14 protein-coding genes are annotated in these 16,609 nt (G+C 72.3%); 6 read left to right on the top strand and 8 right to left on the bottom strand.

Annotated features, from left to right (window positions below; all coding sequences use genetic code 11):
• Positions 1-9: 9 nt before the first annotated feature.
• The 4 genes from DEJ47_RS09585 to DEJ47_RS09570 form a co-directional block, all read right to left on the bottom strand.
• Positions 10-624, bottom strand: coding sequence for a DUF4126 domain-containing protein (locus DEJ47_RS09585; RefSeq protein WP_150166849.1), 615 nt, complete (start codon positions 622-624; stop codon positions 10-12).
• A gap of 375 nt (positions 625-999) precedes the next feature.
• Positions 1,000-1,620 (bottom strand): TetR/AcrR family transcriptional regulator, encoded by a 621-nt coding sequence (locus DEJ47_RS09580; protein ID WP_150166847.1) that lies wholly within the window; start codon positions 1,618-1,620, stop codon positions 1,000-1,002.
• A gap of 80 nt (positions 1,621-1,700) precedes the next feature.
• Positions 1,701-3,785 (bottom strand): YhgE/Pip family protein, encoded by a 2,085-nt coding sequence (locus DEJ47_RS09575; RefSeq protein ID WP_150166845.1) that lies wholly within the window; start codon positions 3,783-3,785, stop codon positions 1,701-1,703.
• A complete protein-coding gene (locus DEJ47_RS09570) occupies positions 3,757-4,551 on the bottom strand; it encodes an ATP-binding cassette domain-containing protein (protein ID WP_150175524.1) in 795 nt (264 codons plus the stop codon). The genes DEJ47_RS09575 and DEJ47_RS09570 overlap by 29 nt, the downstream gene beginning before the upstream one ends.
• 197 nt (positions 4,552-4,748) lie before the next feature.
• Between DEJ47_RS09570 and DEJ47_RS09565 the strand changes: the two genes are divergently transcribed.
• The 3 genes from DEJ47_RS09565 (at position 4,749) to DEJ47_RS09555 (ending at position 6,861) form a co-directional block, all read left to right on the top strand.
• A complete protein-coding gene (locus DEJ47_RS09565) occupies positions 4,749-5,294 on the top strand; it encodes an SAV_6107 family HEPN domain-containing protein (protein ID WP_150166843.1) in 546 nt (181 codons plus the stop codon).
• 99 nt (positions 5,295-5,393) lie between these two features.
• Positions 5,394-6,173 carry a class I SAM-dependent methyltransferase gene (locus DEJ47_RS09560; protein WP_150166841.1) on the top strand — a complete coding sequence of 260 codons (780 nt, stop codon included), beginning with the start codon at positions 5,394-5,396 and terminating at the stop codon, positions 6,171-6,173.
• Positions 6,174-6,447: 274 nt separating this feature from the next.
• On the top strand, positions 6,448-6,861 hold the full coding sequence (locus DEJ47_RS09555) for a DUF3040 domain-containing protein (protein ID WP_150166839.1): 414 nt from the start codon (positions 6,448-6,450) through the stop codon (positions 6,859-6,861).
• Positions 6,862-6,956: 95 nt separating this feature from the next.
• Here the strand turns inward: DEJ47_RS09555 and DEJ47_RS09550 are convergent, their stop codons facing one another.
• From DEJ47_RS09550 to DEJ47_RS09535, 4 genes are all read right to left on the bottom strand, one after another.
• Positions 6,957-9,383 (bottom strand): DUF3488 and DUF4129 domain-containing transglutaminase family protein, encoded by a 2,427-nt coding sequence (locus DEJ47_RS09550; RefSeq protein ID WP_150166837.1) that lies wholly within the window; start codon positions 9,381-9,383, stop codon positions 6,957-6,959.
• Positions 9,384-9,432: 49 nt separating this feature from the next.
• Entirely contained in the window at positions 9,433-10,800 is a 1,368-nt protein-coding gene (locus DEJ47_RS09545; RefSeq protein ID WP_150166835.1) for a DUF58 domain-containing protein, read from the bottom strand.
• A complete protein-coding gene (locus DEJ47_RS09540; RefSeq protein WP_150166833.1) occupies positions 10,800-11,822 on the bottom strand; it encodes an AAA family ATPase in 1,023 nt (340 codons plus the stop codon). The genes DEJ47_RS09545 and DEJ47_RS09540 overlap by 1 nt, the downstream gene beginning before the upstream one ends.
• Before the next feature lie 239 nt (positions 11,823-12,061).
• A complete protein-coding gene (locus DEJ47_RS09535; RefSeq protein WP_150166831.1) occupies positions 12,062-12,616 on the bottom strand; it encodes a beta-class carbonic anhydrase in 555 nt (184 codons plus the stop codon).
• Positions 12,617-13,036: 420 nt separating this feature from the next.
• Here DEJ47_RS09535 and rsmH point away from each other — a divergent pair, with 420 nt between their 5' ends.
• From rsmH to DEJ47_RS09520, 3 genes are read left to right on the top strand one after another with little or no spacing between them, the layout of a single operon-like run.
• Positions 13,037-13,996 (top strand): 16S rRNA (cytosine(1402)-N(4))-methyltransferase RsmH, encoded by a 960-nt coding sequence (gene rsmH / locus DEJ47_RS09530; protein WP_150166829.1) that lies wholly within the window; start codon positions 13,037-13,039, stop codon positions 13,994-13,996.
• A gap of 48 nt (positions 13,997-14,044) precedes the next feature.
• On the top strand, positions 14,045-14,620 hold the full coding sequence (locus DEJ47_RS09525) for a septum formation initiator family protein (protein ID WP_150166827.1): 576 nt from the start codon (positions 14,045-14,047) through the stop codon (positions 14,618-14,620).
• A 5-nt stretch (positions 14,621-14,625) separates the two neighbouring features.
• The gene (locus DEJ47_RS09520) at positions 14,626-16,590 is read left to right on the top strand and encodes a peptidoglycan D,D-transpeptidase FtsI family protein (RefSeq protein ID WP_317850787.1); all 1,965 of its coding nucleotides are present in this window, start codon (positions 14,626-14,628) and stop codon (positions 16,588-16,590) included.
• Positions 16,591-16,609 lie beyond the last annotated feature (19 nt).

Here is a 16,609-nt window from a genome sequence, read left to right as displayed (position 1 = left end):
GTCAGGGCGTCAGGGCGGCGGCGCCCCCGCCCGGCCCGCGAGCCGCTTCTCCTCGCGCCGCTGCGCCCTGCGCCGCAGGAACCGGCGGATCCGCGAGACGAGGAAGAACAGCAGGAAGAGGCCGATCACGAGGAGCACCGCCGCGATGATGGCGGCGGCCTCCGGATAGAACATCGCGAAGCTGATGAGGCCGCCGACCCCGAGATCCTCGGCCGTGCTCATCACGACGTTGCTGAACGGCTCGGGCGAGGTGTTGATCGCCATCCGCGTCCCGGCCTTCACCGCATGGCTGGCCAGCGCGGTCGACCCGCCCACCGCACCCGCCGCGAGATCCGGGAGGGACCCGCTCTGGCCCGCGAGGAGTGCTCCCACCACGGCGCCGGACACCGGCCGGATCACGGTGTGCACCGTGTCCCAGACGGAGTCGACGTACGGGATCTTGTCGGCGACGGCCTCGCACAGGAAGAGCACGCCGGCCGCGATCAGGACGTCGGGCCGCTGGAGCGCCTCGGGGACCTCGTCGCTCACACCGGTCGCGCCGAAGACGCCGAGCAGCAGGACCACGGCGTACGCGTTGATCCCGCTCGCCCAGCCGCTGGTGAACACCAGGGGGAGTACGGACACGGACGTGATCGTAACCATTGGTGAACGTATCGGCCTGGGGATGAGCACGGAGGTCTGAGTATCCGTACCTAGTGAGTGAGATGAGTACCCGCGCGGATGGGCCCCACCTGCGGAGACGGAAGAGTGTGGGGCACGGAGAAGGGCGCGGTCGCCGGCACCGCCGACACGGGGCGGCGGAACGGCACCGCGCCCTTGGCCGCTCCTTCCGCCACATGGTGGAAGCGAGGTACGGGGGTGACTCGGGGGGACGACCACACGGGGGTCGCACGGGGGTTGCCGGGGGGACACGAAGAAAGCGCCGGTGCGGTGCGGCCAGGGACATGGGGGCACCGCACCGGCGCCTTCGCGTGCGGCCGGTCGTCCGACAGACGTGGTCTACGCGCGCGTGCCGCTGACCCGGCCCTGCAGCAGCCGCGACAACGCCGCGTGCACGTCGTCGAGCGAGCGCTCCGGCTGGAAGGCCTGCCAGTCCAGTGCCGCGACCAGCACCATGCCGACGAGCGCGGCGGCCGTCAGCGGGATGTCGATCTCGTCGCTGAGCTCGCCGCTCTCCACCCCCGCCCGCAGCACGTCCTCGACCACCGCGACGGCCTGCTGCCTGACCACGAGCAGGGTGGACTGCCAGGCGCGGTTGGTGCGCCACAGCTCGGCCACGTAGAGCTGCGTGAAGGCCGGATAGCGGTTGATGAAGACCAGGCCGGCCCGGATCATCGCGTCGAGGGCGTCGACCGTGCTGCCGCCGTTCCTCGCCACCCCGTCGGATGCCTCCTTCAGGGAGGCGGTCAGCAGGCCGACACCGTGCCGCAGCAGCTCTTCGAAGAGGACCGATTTGCTCGCGAAGTTGTAGTAGACGGTGCCTTTCGCGACTCCGGCCCGCTCGGCGATCTCGTCGACCGTCGTGGCCGAGAAGCCCTGTTCCGCGATGAGGGTGACGGCGGCCTCGTAGAGCTTCTGCCGGGTGGCCTCGCGGCGGGTGCTGCCTGTACTGCTGTCCATGGTCCTGATTCTCACAGGTCGCGCCGGGCCGCCCGGCCGCGCCGTGCTCACGGGGTCGGCGTTCACGGGGTCGGCTCCGCTCACAGCGTCAGCTCCGGGTGCAGCCGGTCGAGGGTCCACACCTGCTTGCGGCGCGCGGAGAGCGCGGTGAGGGCAAGGGCGCCCAGGGTGAAGGCCGCCAGGACGGCGCAGCCCTGCCAGACGGGACCGAGACCGCCACCCGTGATGAGTCTCCGGAGAGCCTCGACGACGTAACTCATCGGCAGGAAGGGGTGGATCGCGCTGAAGAAGCCGGGGCTCGTCTGAACGGGGTACGTGCCGCCCGCCGACGTCAGCTGCAGCATCAGCACGGCGAGGACGAGGATCCGTCCGGCCGCTCCGAAGCGGGCGTTGAGCCACTGCACGATCGCCGCGAAGCACGCCGTCACCAGGCAGAGGAAGCCCACCGTGCCCGCCGCCCGCTCCATCTGCAGACCGATGCCCCAGTGCAGTACGGAGAGCAGCGCCGCGGTCTGGAGCACCCCGAGGGCGGCCACCGGAAGCCACCCGGCGAGCGCGATGCGCCACGCGGAGGCGCCCGCGGCGAGCGCGCGCCGGTTGAGCGGCTGGATCACCATGTACGCCACCATCGCGCCGACCCACAGGGACAGCGGGATGAAGTAGGGGGCGAATCCGGTGCCGTAGTTGGGCGCCTTGTGCAGCGACTGGGAGGCGAGCTGCACGGGGTCGGACATGACACCGGTGCGCTCGTCGCGGTCCTTCTTGTCGTAGTCCGGGATCTTCTTGACGCCGTCGTGCAGCCCGCCGGACAGCTTCGACGAGCCGTCGGCCAGCTTGAACATACCGCCCTTGAGGTCGTCGGCGCCGGTCTCCAGCTTGCCGATGCCCTCGTCGAGGTCGGTGGCGCCGGTCCGCGCGGTGCCGAGCCCCGCGTGGATCTTCTTGGCGCCCTTGGCGACCTCACCCGCTCCCTTGTTGAGGTCGTTGATCTGGGTGACGGCGGTGTTCAGGTCCTCGTCGAGGTGCGGGGCGCGGTCGGCGAGCGCCTGGGACTTCTTCTGCAGCGTGGCCAGGTGCTTGTCGAGCTTCTTGACGTCGCTGTTCTGGTCCTTGACCACGGCGTTCATGTCGTCCGCGATCGTCGACACGTTCTCGGCGGCCGTCTTCGCCTTCTTGAACCGTGCGCAGTGGGGGTCGGGGACAGGGGCCTCCTCGCACTGCTCGCGGTAGAAGCCGCCGATGATCCGGGAGGCGTCCCTGGCGCCCTCGGCCGCCGCGGGCGCCAGCTTGACCCAGGTGGACAGGTTGCGGCGCATCGCCTTGGAGGAGTCGGCGACCAGCTGTGCCGTGTCCCCGATCGTCTTGCCGTTGTCCTTCAGGAAGGGCCGCACCTGGTCCGCCGTGCCGTTGACCTTGTCGGCCAGCTTCTGCGTACCGTCGGCGACCTTCTTCGATCCGGTCTGGAGCCTGCCCGCGCCCTTGTCGAGCTTCTCGATGCCACCGGCCAGCTCGCCGCTGCCGTCCTTGGCGTCCCCGAGGCCGCTCGCGAGGTCCTTGGAGCCCTTCTTCGCCTTGCCGATGCCGGTGTCCAGCCTGTCGGCGCCGTCGGCGGCCTTCTGCGTCGCCCCGTGGATGTCGGAGAACGAGATGAAGATCTTGTCGAGGAACGAGCGCGACGCCTTCGTGGACGCGGCGGAGCGCACCTCGGAGAAGACCGTCCGCGAGATCTGCCCGACGATGTAGTTGTTGGCGTCGTTCGTACGGACCCGCAGGGCGCCTGTCTCGGGGGAGTCCCCCGAACTCGACGCGATGCGCTCGCTGAAGTCCGCGGGCATCGTCAGGGACAGGTAGTACGTGCCGTCCTCGACGCCCTTGCGCGCCTCGGCGTCGGTCACCTCGTGCCACTCGAAGGTCTTGCTGTCGCGCAGCCCCTCGACGATGTTGTCGCCCGCCGCGAGCTTCTTGCCCTGCGCGGTGGCGCCCTTGTCGTCGTTGACGAGGGCCACGGGGATGCGGTCGAGACGGCCGTAGGGGTCCCAGAAGGACCACAGGTACAGGGCGCCGTACAGCAGAGGCAGCAGCAGGAGCGCGACGAGCGCGGCGCGCGGCAGCTTCCCCCTGCCGAAGCGCCTGAGCTCAAGCGCGGCGAGCTTCGGCGAGCGCATCCGCCGTCTCCTTCACGTCGTCGGAACGGTTGTCGTCGGAACGGCCGTCGTCGGAACGGTCATCGCCGGAACGGGCGCCGGTGCGGACCACGACGGCGCCCTCGGGCGCCTCGCTGCACACCGCCACGACGGTCATGCCCTGGTCCGTGAGGGACGTCAGCATCCCCCAGGCCGCGGCCCGTTCGGCGTCGGAGAGCTTCAGGTCGGTGTCGTCGACGCCCAGCACGCGCGGGCGGCCGATCAGGGCCAGCGCCACGGAGAGCCGCAGCACTTCGAGCCTCTCCAGGTCGCGCACGGCGGTCCTGCGCCCCTTGGGCAGTGCCTCCAGGTCGAGCCCTGCGGCGGTCAGCGCGGCGTCGACGCGCAGCCGCGTCTCGTTCCTGCGCTCGGCGCGCGGCCGCAGCAGCTCGCGCAGCGAGCCCCCGAACCGCCGCTCCAGGAGCGCCCGTTCGCGCAGGTGCTCGGCGACGGTCAGGGCCGGGTCGAGATCGGTGACACCGGGCACGGGCCCCAGCCCGCTGACCGCGCGCACCGCGGCCAACTGCTTCGGCAGCCGGAAGCGGCCCACACACGCATGGCCCTCGGTGGCACGCATACGTCCCGTCAGCGCGAGCAGAAGACAGGTGCGGCCCGACCCCGAAGGGCCCTCCACCGCGATCAGCGACCCGGACTCCGCACGGAACCCGATGCCGCGGAACGCCCAGCCGCGCGGGCCCTCCAGCCCGAAGTCCTCCGCGGTGACGGCGGCTCCCCGCGCGCCGTCGATCGGACCGTCCACAGTCCCCCCTGCCCCTTCGTCGCACCGGCCGCACCGCACCGGCTTTTGAACTGACTGGTCAGTACAAAAGTAAGCCCGAACCTGGGATCGAGGCAAAGCCCCAGGTCAGAGCCGATTGTCAGTGGCGTACCCCACGATGGGCACATACGGCCACTGCGCCGTCACACGACGACAGGAGGTTCGTCATGGCCAGCACCTCAGCAGCCGCCCGCCGGCACCGCGCCGTCGGCCCTGCTCCCGCACTGACCGGCCCGGCGAGCGATGTCCACCCCGTCCTGCGCCGCGCGACCGCCCCGCCCGCCGCCCTCGAACTCCTCGCCCAGGCCCGCGCCGGACTCGACGAGGCCGCCCGCCTGGAAGCCCCGCACGAGCGCTACGCCACCGCACACCTCGCCGCCCTGCGCACCGCCGCCGCCGTCCTGGCCGCCCGGGGCCGCCCCGAGACGACCGCGCGCCGCAGGCAGCGCATCCGCAGCGCCTGGGAAGTCCTCCCCGAGATAGCCCCCGAACTGACCGAGTGGAGCGCCCTGTTCGCGTCCGGCGCCGCCCGCAGGGCACGCGCCGAGGCGGGCATAGCGGCCGCCGCCACCGCACGAGACGCCGACGACCTGCTCCGCGACGTCGCGATGTTCCTGCGCATCGTCGAGCGGATGCTCGTGCTCCAGCCCGTGCTGCCCCAGCCCCGGCAGGGCTCCGAGGACGCCGGCCGGGAGCCGCCGGACGCGGGCTGACCGGCGCGACCGCATGGTCGGACACGTGGCCGGGGCACCTCGGCGCAGGCAATAGGGTGGAGCCATATCCGCACCCCACGCGCCGAGGAGTCACCTGCCGTGTCGGACCCGATGCGCCCCCGCGCTTCTCTTCGTACAGCAGTCGTCTGGGACGTCCTGGAGGACGCCCTCGACCGCCGGGTCAAGGCAACCGGCAAGGAGTCGCGCACCGAGCTCGACGTGCTCGACACCGGCGGCGGCAGCGGCAACTTCGCCGTGCCCGTCGCCCGGCTCGGCCACCGCGTCACGGTCGTCGACCCCAGCCCGAACGCGCTGTTCGCGCTGGAGCGCAGGGCCGCCGAGGCCGGCGTCGCCGACCGGGTCCGCGGCGTCCAGGGCGACATCCTCGGCCTCTTCGACGTCGTCGACCGGGGCGGCTTCGACGCGGTCCTGTGCCACGGCGTCCTGGAGTACGTGGACGACCCGGCCGAGGGCGTGCGCCTCGCCGTCGACGCGCTGCGCCCCGCCGGCGTCCTCAGCCTGCTCGGCGCGGGCCTCGGCGGCGCCGTGCTCGCCCGTGCCCTCGCCGGGCACTTCAAGGAGGCGCAGACCGCGCTCGCCGACCCGGCGGGCCGCTGGGGCGCAGGCGACCCCGTGCCGCGCCGCTTCACCGCCGAGCAGCTCACCGCGCTCGTCGAGGCCGCGGGCGTGCGCGTCGACGCGGTGCACGGCGTCCGGGTCTTCGCCGACCTGGTCCCCGGCGTCCTCGTGGACACCGAGCCGGGCGCCATGGAGGCCCTCCTGCAGCTGGAGGCCGCCGCCGCCGAGCTGCCCGCCTTCCACGCCGTGGCCACCCAGCTGCACGTGCTCGGTGAGGCGCGGGAGACGTCCGGGGCCTGAGCCGCCCCGCGGCTCACCTGCTGATCAGCGACGCAGCCGCACATGGAGTACGCCACAGGCCCCCCGAACGGGCTACGGGCGCCGTATGATCGAGGGACACCGTTCTGCATGACGGTTCGGCCGCTGGGGAATGCACGCTTCAGCGAGCCGGAGCGGAGTGAAGGTCCGGTTTGGCGAAGTTGGCGTAGAGGGGCGGGTTTCACGGGGGCGATTCCCTGCCTATCCTGAAGGGGACCCCCGGTCGCCCCGGCGACTGCACGATGAGGAGGACTCCGTGCCGCTCTCGGAGCACGAGCAGCGCATGCTCGAGCAAATGGAGCGAGCGCTGTACGCCGAAGATCCCAAGTTCGCGACAGCGCTTGAGGGAAGCGGGCTGCGCACGTACACCCGGAAGCGGGTCTACCAAGCGGTCGTGGGCTTCCTTGTGGGCATCGCCCTTCTCATGTCCGGAATGGTCGCCCAGCAGATCTGGATCAGCGTGGTGGGGTTCCTCGTCATGCTGGGCTGCGCGGTGCTCGCCGTCACCGGCTGGCGCAAAGCGCCGAAACCGGGCGAGCAGGCTTCGGGCACGGCCGCCGCGCCGGGCGGGGCAGCGGCCCCGCGGCAGGCGAGGCAGCGCCGCTCCGTCATGAACCGTATCGAGCAGCGGTGGCAGCGTCGCCGCGACGAACAGCAGGGCGGTCAGTGAGCCCGTCGGCCCACGACTGACCGAGCATACGCAGGCATGTGTGAGGGGCGGCCACCCAGCGGGTGGCCGCCCCTCACGCTGTGCTGACCGGGGCCTCAGCCCTCCTGACCGGCCCGCCGCGGCAGCTTCCGCGTGAGGGTCGACCACCGCTTGGCGGCCCGGTCCCGCCAGCGCTCCCCGAACGCCGCCCACCGGTCCGAGACCGCCCACACCACCCGAGCGGCCGAACGCGGCGCGAGCGTCACACGCAGGCGCGTCATCCGGCCCACCGAAGCGTTCAGGCCGTCCTGGACGCGCCGGACATCCTCGGCGAGACCCGCGGCGGGCTGCGGACGCGGGGCGTAGAGCACCTGCTCCACCGCGGCCGCCAGCCGATGGACGGCCTCAGCCGGACCGCTGCTCAGCTGTCCCGCGCGGACGATCCGCTCGGCGGCCTTCCGCGGGGTCTGCGACTCGTCCGGCGCAATGCCGTGGTCCCAGGCCGTATCGGTCACTTCCAGCCAGGCGCCGAGCGTGCGCGCCGCCGCGTCCGCCGGGGTGCGGCCCCCCGACCCCAGGCGCACGGCCCGGACCCTGGTCCGCCACAGCAGCGGCAGCAGAGGCAGCGCGAGGACGAGCAGCGCCGCCAGAGCGATGCCCACGATCATCGCGACGGGCGGGCCCTCACCGCCCGAACCACCCGCGATCGCCGGAGCGATGCTCGCGCAGCCGCCCTGCTTCTTCTGGTCCGGCGGGCACGTGTCCGAGGCCGACGGCGCCGTGGAGGGCTCGGAGGAGGTGGAGGGCTCCGGGGTGTCGGGGTCGTCCGTGTCGCCGGACGGGACGTCCGACCGGGTGTAGTCCGGCACCGTGCCGCGGCTCGGCGTCGGCTCGAAACGGGTCCAGCCCACGCCCTCGAAGTACAGCTCGGGCCAGGCGTGCGCGTCGCGCAGCCCGACCGACATCGAACCGTCCCCATCGGCCGTGCCCGGGGTGAAGCCCACCGCGACCCGGGCCGGTATCCCCAGCGTCCGCGCCATCGACGCCATCGCGAAGGAGAAGTGGACGCAGAAGCCCTCCTTCTGCTTCAGGAACCGCTCGATCGCCGAGGGACCGCTGCCCGCACGGACCTGCGTGTTGTACGTGAAGCCACCGTCCGACGCGAAGTAGTCCTGGAGCTTGACCGCCTGCTCGTACGGGTTCCCGGCACCCTTGGTGACCTGCCGGGCCCGGTCCGCGACCAGCTGGGGCAGCGAGTCCGGCACCTTCGTGAACTCGCGCCGCAGATCGTCGGGCGGCTCGGGCGCGGCCGCGAGCTGCTCGGCCGTGGGCTCCACGACCAGGCTCTTCACCTTGTACTGCGCACCCCGCGTGGTCTGGCCCCGGTCACCGACGAGGGCCCGCCCCACCGGCTCGTACCGCCAGCGGCCGTCGATCTCCACCTGGCTCGCGGGGAACGGCATCGGCAGCCAGTTCTGCGCGTAGCTGTCGGCGGCCGCGATGTTCGTCTGGATCTCGGTCCTGCGGACGTCGGGACGCAGGCCTTGCGGGTCCGGCAGCGGCGACGGCACGTCCTGGATGCGCCGGACGGTGGTCTTCCACGTCGTGCCGTCGAACTGGTCCAGCGAGACGATCCGCAGATACATCTCGTCGGTCGTCTCGGCGTTCGTGCGGTACGACAGGACCTCACGGTCCTCCGGCTGGTTCAGGCTGTCCTGGAGGGCCACCAGCGGATTGACCGCCGAGATCGTCCCGCCGCCGCCCGAACCGTCGCCGCCCGCACCGCCCGAGCCGTCCAGCAGACCGCCGTCCAGGGCGGGCAGCGCGAGCGGCACCACCAGGGCGATGCCCAGGGCCACCGCCCCGATGCGGCGCCCCGTGCGGACCGGGGCGAGTGCCCCGCTGTTGCTCTCCAGGCCTCCGCTGACCCGTCCCGGCGCGCGCGCCGCGCCGCCGAAGACGCGGCCCCACTGCGAGAGCCGGTCCCGGCCCTCGGCCAGGAGCAGCAGCAGATACCCGGCGGCGGCCAGCAGGAACCAGAGCCATCCGGCGCCGCCGTCGGAGAGCCCCGCCGCGACCGAGTACAGGGCGAGCAGCGGAAGTCCCGCGGGCGCCGCCGTACGGAACGTCACCGCCAGCGCGTCCACCGCGAGGCCGATCACGAGCACGCCGCCGACGAGCATCAGCCGGATGCCGTCGCTGAGCGGCGCCGGGATCATGTACTGGCTGACGTCGTTGCCGCCCGCCTCCAGGAGCAGGCCGAACCGGCGGAACACGTCCGGGCCCGGCACGATCCCCGCCAGTGCCTGTTCGCGGGCGAACACCAGTGTCAGCAGGACCAGCGACACCAGCGCCTGCACCGCCACGGTGAGGGGCCTGGCCAGCGGTACCCGCCGGGCCAGCGCGCCCACGCCGCTCTGCAGCACGAGCAGGACGACCGCCTGCAGGAACCACGTCGCCGGATCGACGAGCGGCAGCAGCGAGCCCGACGCCATGAGCGTGGCCGCCGTGGCGCAGACCGCGAGCCGCGCGCGTCCGCTCATGAAAGTTCCCCCACGTCGCTGTCGTGCCCGGTCCAAAGGTTCCGGCCGTTCATGCCCAACCCCCGCTCGTCGTGCCCGCCGTGGGCGCGGGGTCCGCAGCCGCGCGGGCGTGGTCCGCCTGCCGCCACAGATCCGCGAAACCCGCCCCCGGCGGCACCATCAGCGCCGCCCAGCCCGCCTCCCTGAGCATCTGCACGCGCGCCTCGCCGGCACCGGACGGCAGGGCGCCGGGGCCCTGCGCCCACACCGCGCTGTCCAGCACGAACGCGACCGCCGAGCCGCTGCGCCGACGCATCTTGGCGACCACCGCGGCCTGCTCCTCGTCCAGGTCGCCGAGGAAGGCGACGAGGAGCCCCTCGTTCCCGCCGCGCAGCACGTCGTACGCCCGGGAGAGCCCCGCACCGTCCGAGTGGTCGACCACCGCGAGCGTGTCCATCATCAGGCCGGCCGCGTCCGCCGACTCCTGACTGGCCCCCGCGAAGCCGTCCGAACCCTCACCCGGCACCGAGGCGCCCGTGTCGGTGAGCAGACGCACCGAGAAGCCCCGTTCGAGCATGTGGACCAGCGTCGACGCCGTGCCGGAGACCGCCCACTCGAAGGCCGAGTCGGGCCCCGCGCCCCGGAATCCGGCGCCCCGCGTGTCCAGGAGCACGGTGCAGCGGGCGCGCTGCGGCTGTTCCTCGCGGCGCACCATCAGCTCGCCGTAGCGCGCCGTGGACCGCCAGTGGACGCGGCGCAGGTCGTCGCCGTGCCGGTAGCCGCGCGGGATGACGTCGTCCTCACCGGCCAGGGCAAGGGAGCGGTTGCGGCCGTCGCCGTACCCCTTCGCCTCACCGGTCAGCCGCACCGGAGGCAGTGCCTCCACGCGCGGGATGACCGTCAGGGTGTCGTACGTCGAGAAGGAGCGCGTCAGCTCGCACATGCCGAACGGATCCGTCAGGCGCAGCTGCAGCGGGCCCAGTGGATAGCGTCCGCGCAGGTCCGAGCGGACACGGTAGGACACCTCGCGCCGCCCGCCCGCCTCCACGCGGTCGAGGACGAACCGGGGCCGCGGCCCGAGCACGTACGGCACCCGGTCCTGGAGCATGAGGAGCCCGGTGGGCAGCCGAGAGACGTTGTCCATCCGCAGATGGACGCGGGCCTCCGAACCGGCGGGCACGCGCGCGGGGGACAGCCTGCGGCTGCCCGCCACGCGGTACCGGGTGCGGAACAGGACGGTGGCGCACACCAGGGGCAGCACGGCGAGCAGCAGCCCGACGCGCAGCAGGTCGCTCTGGCCGAGGACGTAGGCGCAGATGGCGGCGGCGACACCGGCCGCGAGGAAGGAGCGGCCGCGGGTGGTCAGCCCCGCGAGAGCCGTGCGCACCCCGCCCTTCTCGTTCTCGGCCTGGCCCGCCGGCCTCCCCCCGGCCGTCATCACAGCCTCCGGGCGCCGGGCGGCTGCTGGTTGAAGTAGGTGTTGGGACCTGGCTGCACGGCGGCGGGCACCGGGGTGTGCTGCAGGATCTCCAGGACGACGGATTCGGCCGTACGCCGGTTCAACTGGGCCTGTGCCGTGGGCAGCAGACGGTGCGCGAGGACCGCGACGGCCAGGGCCTGCACGTCGTCCGGCAGGGCGAACTCACGGCCGCTCAGGGCGGCGGAGGCCTTGGCGGCGCGCAGCAGGTGCAGCGTCGCGCGCGGCGACGCCCCGAGTCTGAGGTCCGGGTGGTTGCGGGTCGCGGCGACCAGGTCCACCGCGTACCTCCGCACGGGCTCGGCCACGTGGACCGTGCGCACCGCGTCGATGAGCTTCACGATCTCGTGCGCGTGCGCCACCGGCTGGAGGTCGTCCAGGGGTGAGACGCCGCCGTGGATGTCGAGCATCTGCAGCTCGGCCTCCGGGCCCGGATAGCCGATCGAGACGCGCGCCATGAAGCGGTCGCGCTGCGCCTCGGGCAGGGGATAGGTCCCCTCCATCTCGACGGGGTTCTGCGTGGCCACCACCATGAAGGGGCTCGGCAGTTCGTAGGTCTGCCCGTCGATGGTGACCTGGCGCTCCTCCATGGACTCCAGGAGCGCGGACTGCGTCTTCGGAGACGCACGGTTGATCTCGTCGCCGATCACGATCTGCGCGAAGATCGCCCCCGGCTTGAACTCGAAGTCCCTGCGCTGCTGATCGAAGATGGACACCCCGGTGATGTCCGACGGCAGCAGGTCCGGTGTGAACTGGATCCGCCGCACGGAGCAGTCGATGGACCGCGCGAGTGCCTTGGCGAGCATGGTCTTGCCCACGCCCGGCACATCCTCGATGAGCAGGTGCCCCTCCGCCAGGAGCACAGTCAGCGAAAGCCGTACGACCTCTGGCTTGCCCTCGATCACACCCTCGACCGACCTGCGGACACGCTCCGCGGTCGTGGTCAGATCTGTGAGGCTCGCTCGATCGTCATAGGTCGTCACCCGGCCCTCCTCGGCCCTTCCCCGCGCTCACGAGGAGCAGGGGTTACCCCATGTCCGGGCCGGGCGCTCGCGCGCACGACCCGGTCCACCCAGAATTCACCGGCAGCACGCGGGAATGGTCCCGCGCGATGCCACCCCCGCATTGTTGTTGGGCATACCGGGTCGTGTCACTCGCCTGTGGATAACTGGCGGCGATTTGCAGGACCTTGCGGCCCTTTGTCAGTCACGCCCCTTGTCGGTCACGCGGGGTCGACCTCCCGCAGCAGACCCGTCTTCACGTCGAACACAAAACCCCGGACGTCCTCGGTGTGCAGCAGGAACGGCGAGGTCCGCACGCGCTCCATCGACTGCCGCACGTCCTGGTCCACGTCACGGAAGGCCTCCACCGCCCAGGACGGGCGCTGTCCGACCTCCATCTCCAGGTCGTGCCGGAACTCCTCGGTGAGGGACTCCAGGCCGCAGGTGGTGTGGTGGATCAGCACGACGCTGCGGGTGCCGAGCGCGCGCTGGCTGATGGTCAGGGAGCGGATGACGTCGTCGGTGACCACACCGCCCGCGTTGCGGATGGTGTGACAGTCACCGAGCTCGAGACCGAGGGCGCCGTGCAGGTCGAGGCGGGCGTCCATGCACGCGACGACGGCGACCCGCAGGACGGGGCGGGCATCCATGCCGGGGTCGGTGAACTGGGCGGCGTACTTTTCGTTGGCTTCTACGAGGCGGTCCGTGACGCCTCCGGCGCCTATGGCGCCGGTCGTGTCGGGCGTGCGGTCCGGGGAGGCTGCGGAAGTCGACATGGCTATGACGTTAATGCGCGTTGATCGTCCGGGCCCGCTGTGAGGAGGGACAAAGAACGTCAAAGACCTTTGTTGTGAGCTAACCCACAGGGCGTCCGCCCGTGCGGCTGAACGGGTGATCCGGCCGCCGTCCGACCCCGTCCGGGACCCCGCCGCGACGCGCAGGCCGGTTGATTGACCGGGAGACACGGTGGACTAAAGTGACGCGAAGCGGGAGACGTGACCTGCTCCCTGCTGGACCGCACATCCCGGGGATTCCCTGAATCCCCCCACGTGCGCGGCGCGTACGTACGGCTCGGCCTCCTCCCGCTCCCGGTCGGCTGACGCCACTTCCCCGGCGCCAGCAGTCCATTCCCCTTCACGGAGCGGGTGGGGACCCGGCGGTGCGTACGCACGCCGCGCCGGACCTGAGAGGGCCCCTTGAGCGACAACAGCCGACACGTCCCGGTGATGCTTCAGCGGTGCCTGGACATGCTGGCCCCCGCGCTCGCCGAGCCGGGCGCCGTCGTCGTCGACTGCACCCTGGGCCTCGGCGGCCACAGCGAGGCCCTCCTCGCCACCTTCCCCTCGGTCCGCCTCGTCGCCCTGGACCGCGACAAGGAGGCGCTGCGCCTCTCCGGCGAACGCCTCGCCCCCTACGGCGACCGGGCCACCCTGGTCCACGCGGTCTACGACGAACTCCCCGACGTGCTCGACCGCCTCGACATCCCGCGCGTCCAGGGCGTCCTCTTCGACCTCGGCGTCTCCTCCATGCAGCTCGACGAGGCGGACCGCGGCTTCGCGTACGCCCAGGACGCCCCGCTCGACATGCGCATGGACCAGACGACAGGCGTCAGCGCGGCCGAGGTCCTCAACACCTACCCGCCGGGCGAACTGGTGCGGATCCTGCGCGCGTACGGCGAGGAGAAGCAGGCCAAGCGCATCGTGAGCGCCGTCGTGCGCGAGCGCGAGAAGGAGCCGTTCAGCAACAGCGCACGGCTCGTCGAGCTCATCCGCGACTCCCTGCCGCAGGCCGCCAAGCGCACCGGCGGCAACCCCGCCAAGCGCACCTTCCAGGCCCTGCGCATCGAGGTCAACGGCGAGCTGAGCGTCCTGGAGAGGGCCGTCCCCGCGGCCGTGAAGTCGCTCGCCGTCGGCGGCCGGATCGCCGTCCTCTCGTACCACTCGCTGGAGGACCGCCTCGTCAAGCAGGTGTTCGCGGCCGGGGCCGCGACGACCGCGCCGCCCGGCCTGCCCGTCGTCCCCGAGCGCTACCAGCCGCGGCTCAAGCTCCTGACCCGAGGTGCCGAACTCCCCACCGAGGAAGAGGTCGCCGAGAACCGCAGGGCGGCACCGGCCCGGCTGCGGGGCGCCCAGCGCATCCGCGAGGACGTCGGATAGCCGCTGCCCCGCGCAGAACCCGCTGATCCCAGGCCGCGAGGAGGCTCCATGAGCAAGAAGCCCGAGCTGCGGGGGAGGGCCGCCCGCCTCGCGCGGCTGCTGCCCCAGGGCCCGAGCCAGGCAGCACGGACCCCCTTCGTGCTCCTCGTCGTCCTGCTCCTCGGCGGCGGCCTGATCGGGCTGCTCATCCTGAACTCCTCCCTCAACGAAGGCTCGTTCCAGCTGAGCGAGCTGAAGAAGGAGACCAAGGACCTCACCGAGGAGGAACAGGAGCTCCAGCGCGAGGTCGACGGCTACGCCGCCCCCGACGCGCTGCAGCGCCGCGCCCAGGAGCTCGGCATGGTCCCCGGCGGCGACCCTGCCTTCCTGAACCCCGACGGCACCGTCCGCGGCGTCCCCGGCACCGCGGCCCGCCCCTCCTCGCTGTCGTACCCCGCGCCCCGCCCGCAGGAGGTCGCGTCCCCCGCCGCCTCCGTCTCCGTCCCGGTCACACCGCCGGCGTCCCCCGCGACCCCGGACCCGGCCGCACCGGCCCCCGCCACACCGCCGCCCGCGCAGCCCGCCGAAACGCCCGCTGCCCAGGCCCCCACGACCCCCCGGCCCACGACGACCCCCGGCAGGTGACGCAAGTGTCCGACAGGGAACCCCCGCGGCGCCGGGTGCCAGGACCCGCGAGGCCCGTCAGGCCCGCACGGCCCGGCGCGCCCCGCCGACCTGCCCAGGGCGGCCGCCCCGCCGCCCGTCGCCCCGCCGCCAAGGGAAAGACCAAGGCCCGCACCATCCGCCTGGGCAGCCCCAGGCCACGGCTGCGCATGGTCAGCCTCGGACTCACCCTGGTGATGCTGGCCTTCGTCGTGCGGCTGCTGCAGGTGCAGGCCGTCGACGCGAGCGCGTACGCGGCCAAGGCCGAGAAGAACCGCTACTTCACCCACACCCTCGCCGCCGAGCGCGGACGCATCACCGACCGCGGCGGCGTCGAGCTGGCCGCCAGCGTCGACGCGTACGACATCACGGCGGACCCCACGCTCTTCACGCCGAAGGAGGCCAAGACCAAGGACGCGCCCGAACAGGCCGCCGCGCTCCTGGCCCCCATCCTCGGCAAGGACACCGCCGAGCTCACCAAGAAGCTCAAGACCCCCGACACCCGCTACGTCCTGCTCGCCCGCCGCCAGACCCCCCAGGTGTGGAAGCAGATCAAGGACCTGCGCGGCGCGCTCGCCGAGCGGGCGGGCACCGACCCGTCCTCCCCGAACGTGCTCGCCGGTGTCCTCGCCGACCCGAGCAGCAAACGGGTCTACCCGAACGACGAGCTCGGCGCCGGGATACTGGGCTGGGTCAACTCCGACGGCAAGGGCGCGGGCGGCCTGGAGGCGCAGCTCGACAAGCAGCTGGCGGGCGAGGACGGCAAGGTCCGCTACGCCCAGTCCGGCGGACGCCAGGTGCCGACCGCGGGCTCCACGGAGACGCCGGCCGTGCCCGGCTCCGACGTCGAGCTCACCATCGACCGCGACATCCAGTGGGCCGCGCAGAACGCGATCAGCGAGCAGGTCAAGAAGTCCAAGGCGGACCGCGGCTACGTGATAGTGCAGGACACCAGGACCGGCGAGGTCCTGGCCATGGCCAACGCCCCCGGCTTCGACCCGAACGACCTCTCCCAGGCCAACGGCGCGGCCCTCGGCAACGCCGCCCTCCAGGACGCGTACGAGCCCGGCTCCACCGCCAAGGTCATGTCGATGGCCGCCGTCCTGGAGGAGGAGGCGGCGACGCCCGGTACGCGCGTGACGGTGCCCAACCGCCTCCACCGCGGCGACCGGCTCTTCCAGGACGACATCGACCACCCCACCTGGCACCTGACGCTCAACGGCGTCCTCGCCAAGTCGTCCAACATCGGCACGATCCTCGCCACCGGGGAACTGGGCAAGACGCAGAAGGACGTCAACAAGGTCCTGTACAAGTACCTGCGCGAGTTCGGCCTCGGTAAGGAATCCGGGCTCGGCTTCCCCGGCGAGACGTCCGGCATCCTCGCGCACCCGTCCAAATGGTCCACCTCGCAGCAGTTCACGATCCCCTTCGGCCAGGGCTTCTCCCTCAACGCCATGCAGGCCGCCTCCGTCTACTCGACCATCGCCAACGGAGGCGTACGCATCGAGCCCACCCTGGTGCGCGGCACGAAGGGCCCGGACGGCCGCTTCACGCCGGCGCCCAGGCCGAAGAAGAACCGGGTCGTCAGCGAGAAGACCGCGAAGACCGTGGCGCAGATGCTGGAGTCCGTCGTCGACGACGAGGAGGGCACCGGCACCAAGGCGCGCATCCCCGGCTACCGCGTCGCGGGCAAGACCGGTACGGCCAACCGGGTCGATCCCGAGACCGGCCGCTACAAGGGCTACACGTCGTCGTTCGCCGGCTTCGCGCCCGCCGACAAGCCGCGCGTCACGGTCTACTGCGCGATCCAGAACGCCACCAAGGGCAGCTACTTCGGCGGCCAGATCTGCGGCCCCATCTACAAGGAAGTCATGGCGTTCGCCCTCAAGACACTCCAAGTCCCGCCCACTGGAAGCGGCCCGGCCCGTCTGCCGGTGACCTTCAAGCCCTGAGACCGACCAGGAACCACCC

The organism is Streptomyces venezuelae (assembly GCF_008642355.1).
Lineage (GTDB): Bacteria > Actinomycetota > Actinomycetes > Streptomycetales > Streptomycetaceae > Streptomyces > Streptomyces venezuelae_B.
Note: the sequence above shows the minus strand (reverse complement) of the source record. Positions and strands in the feature narration are given on the sequence as shown.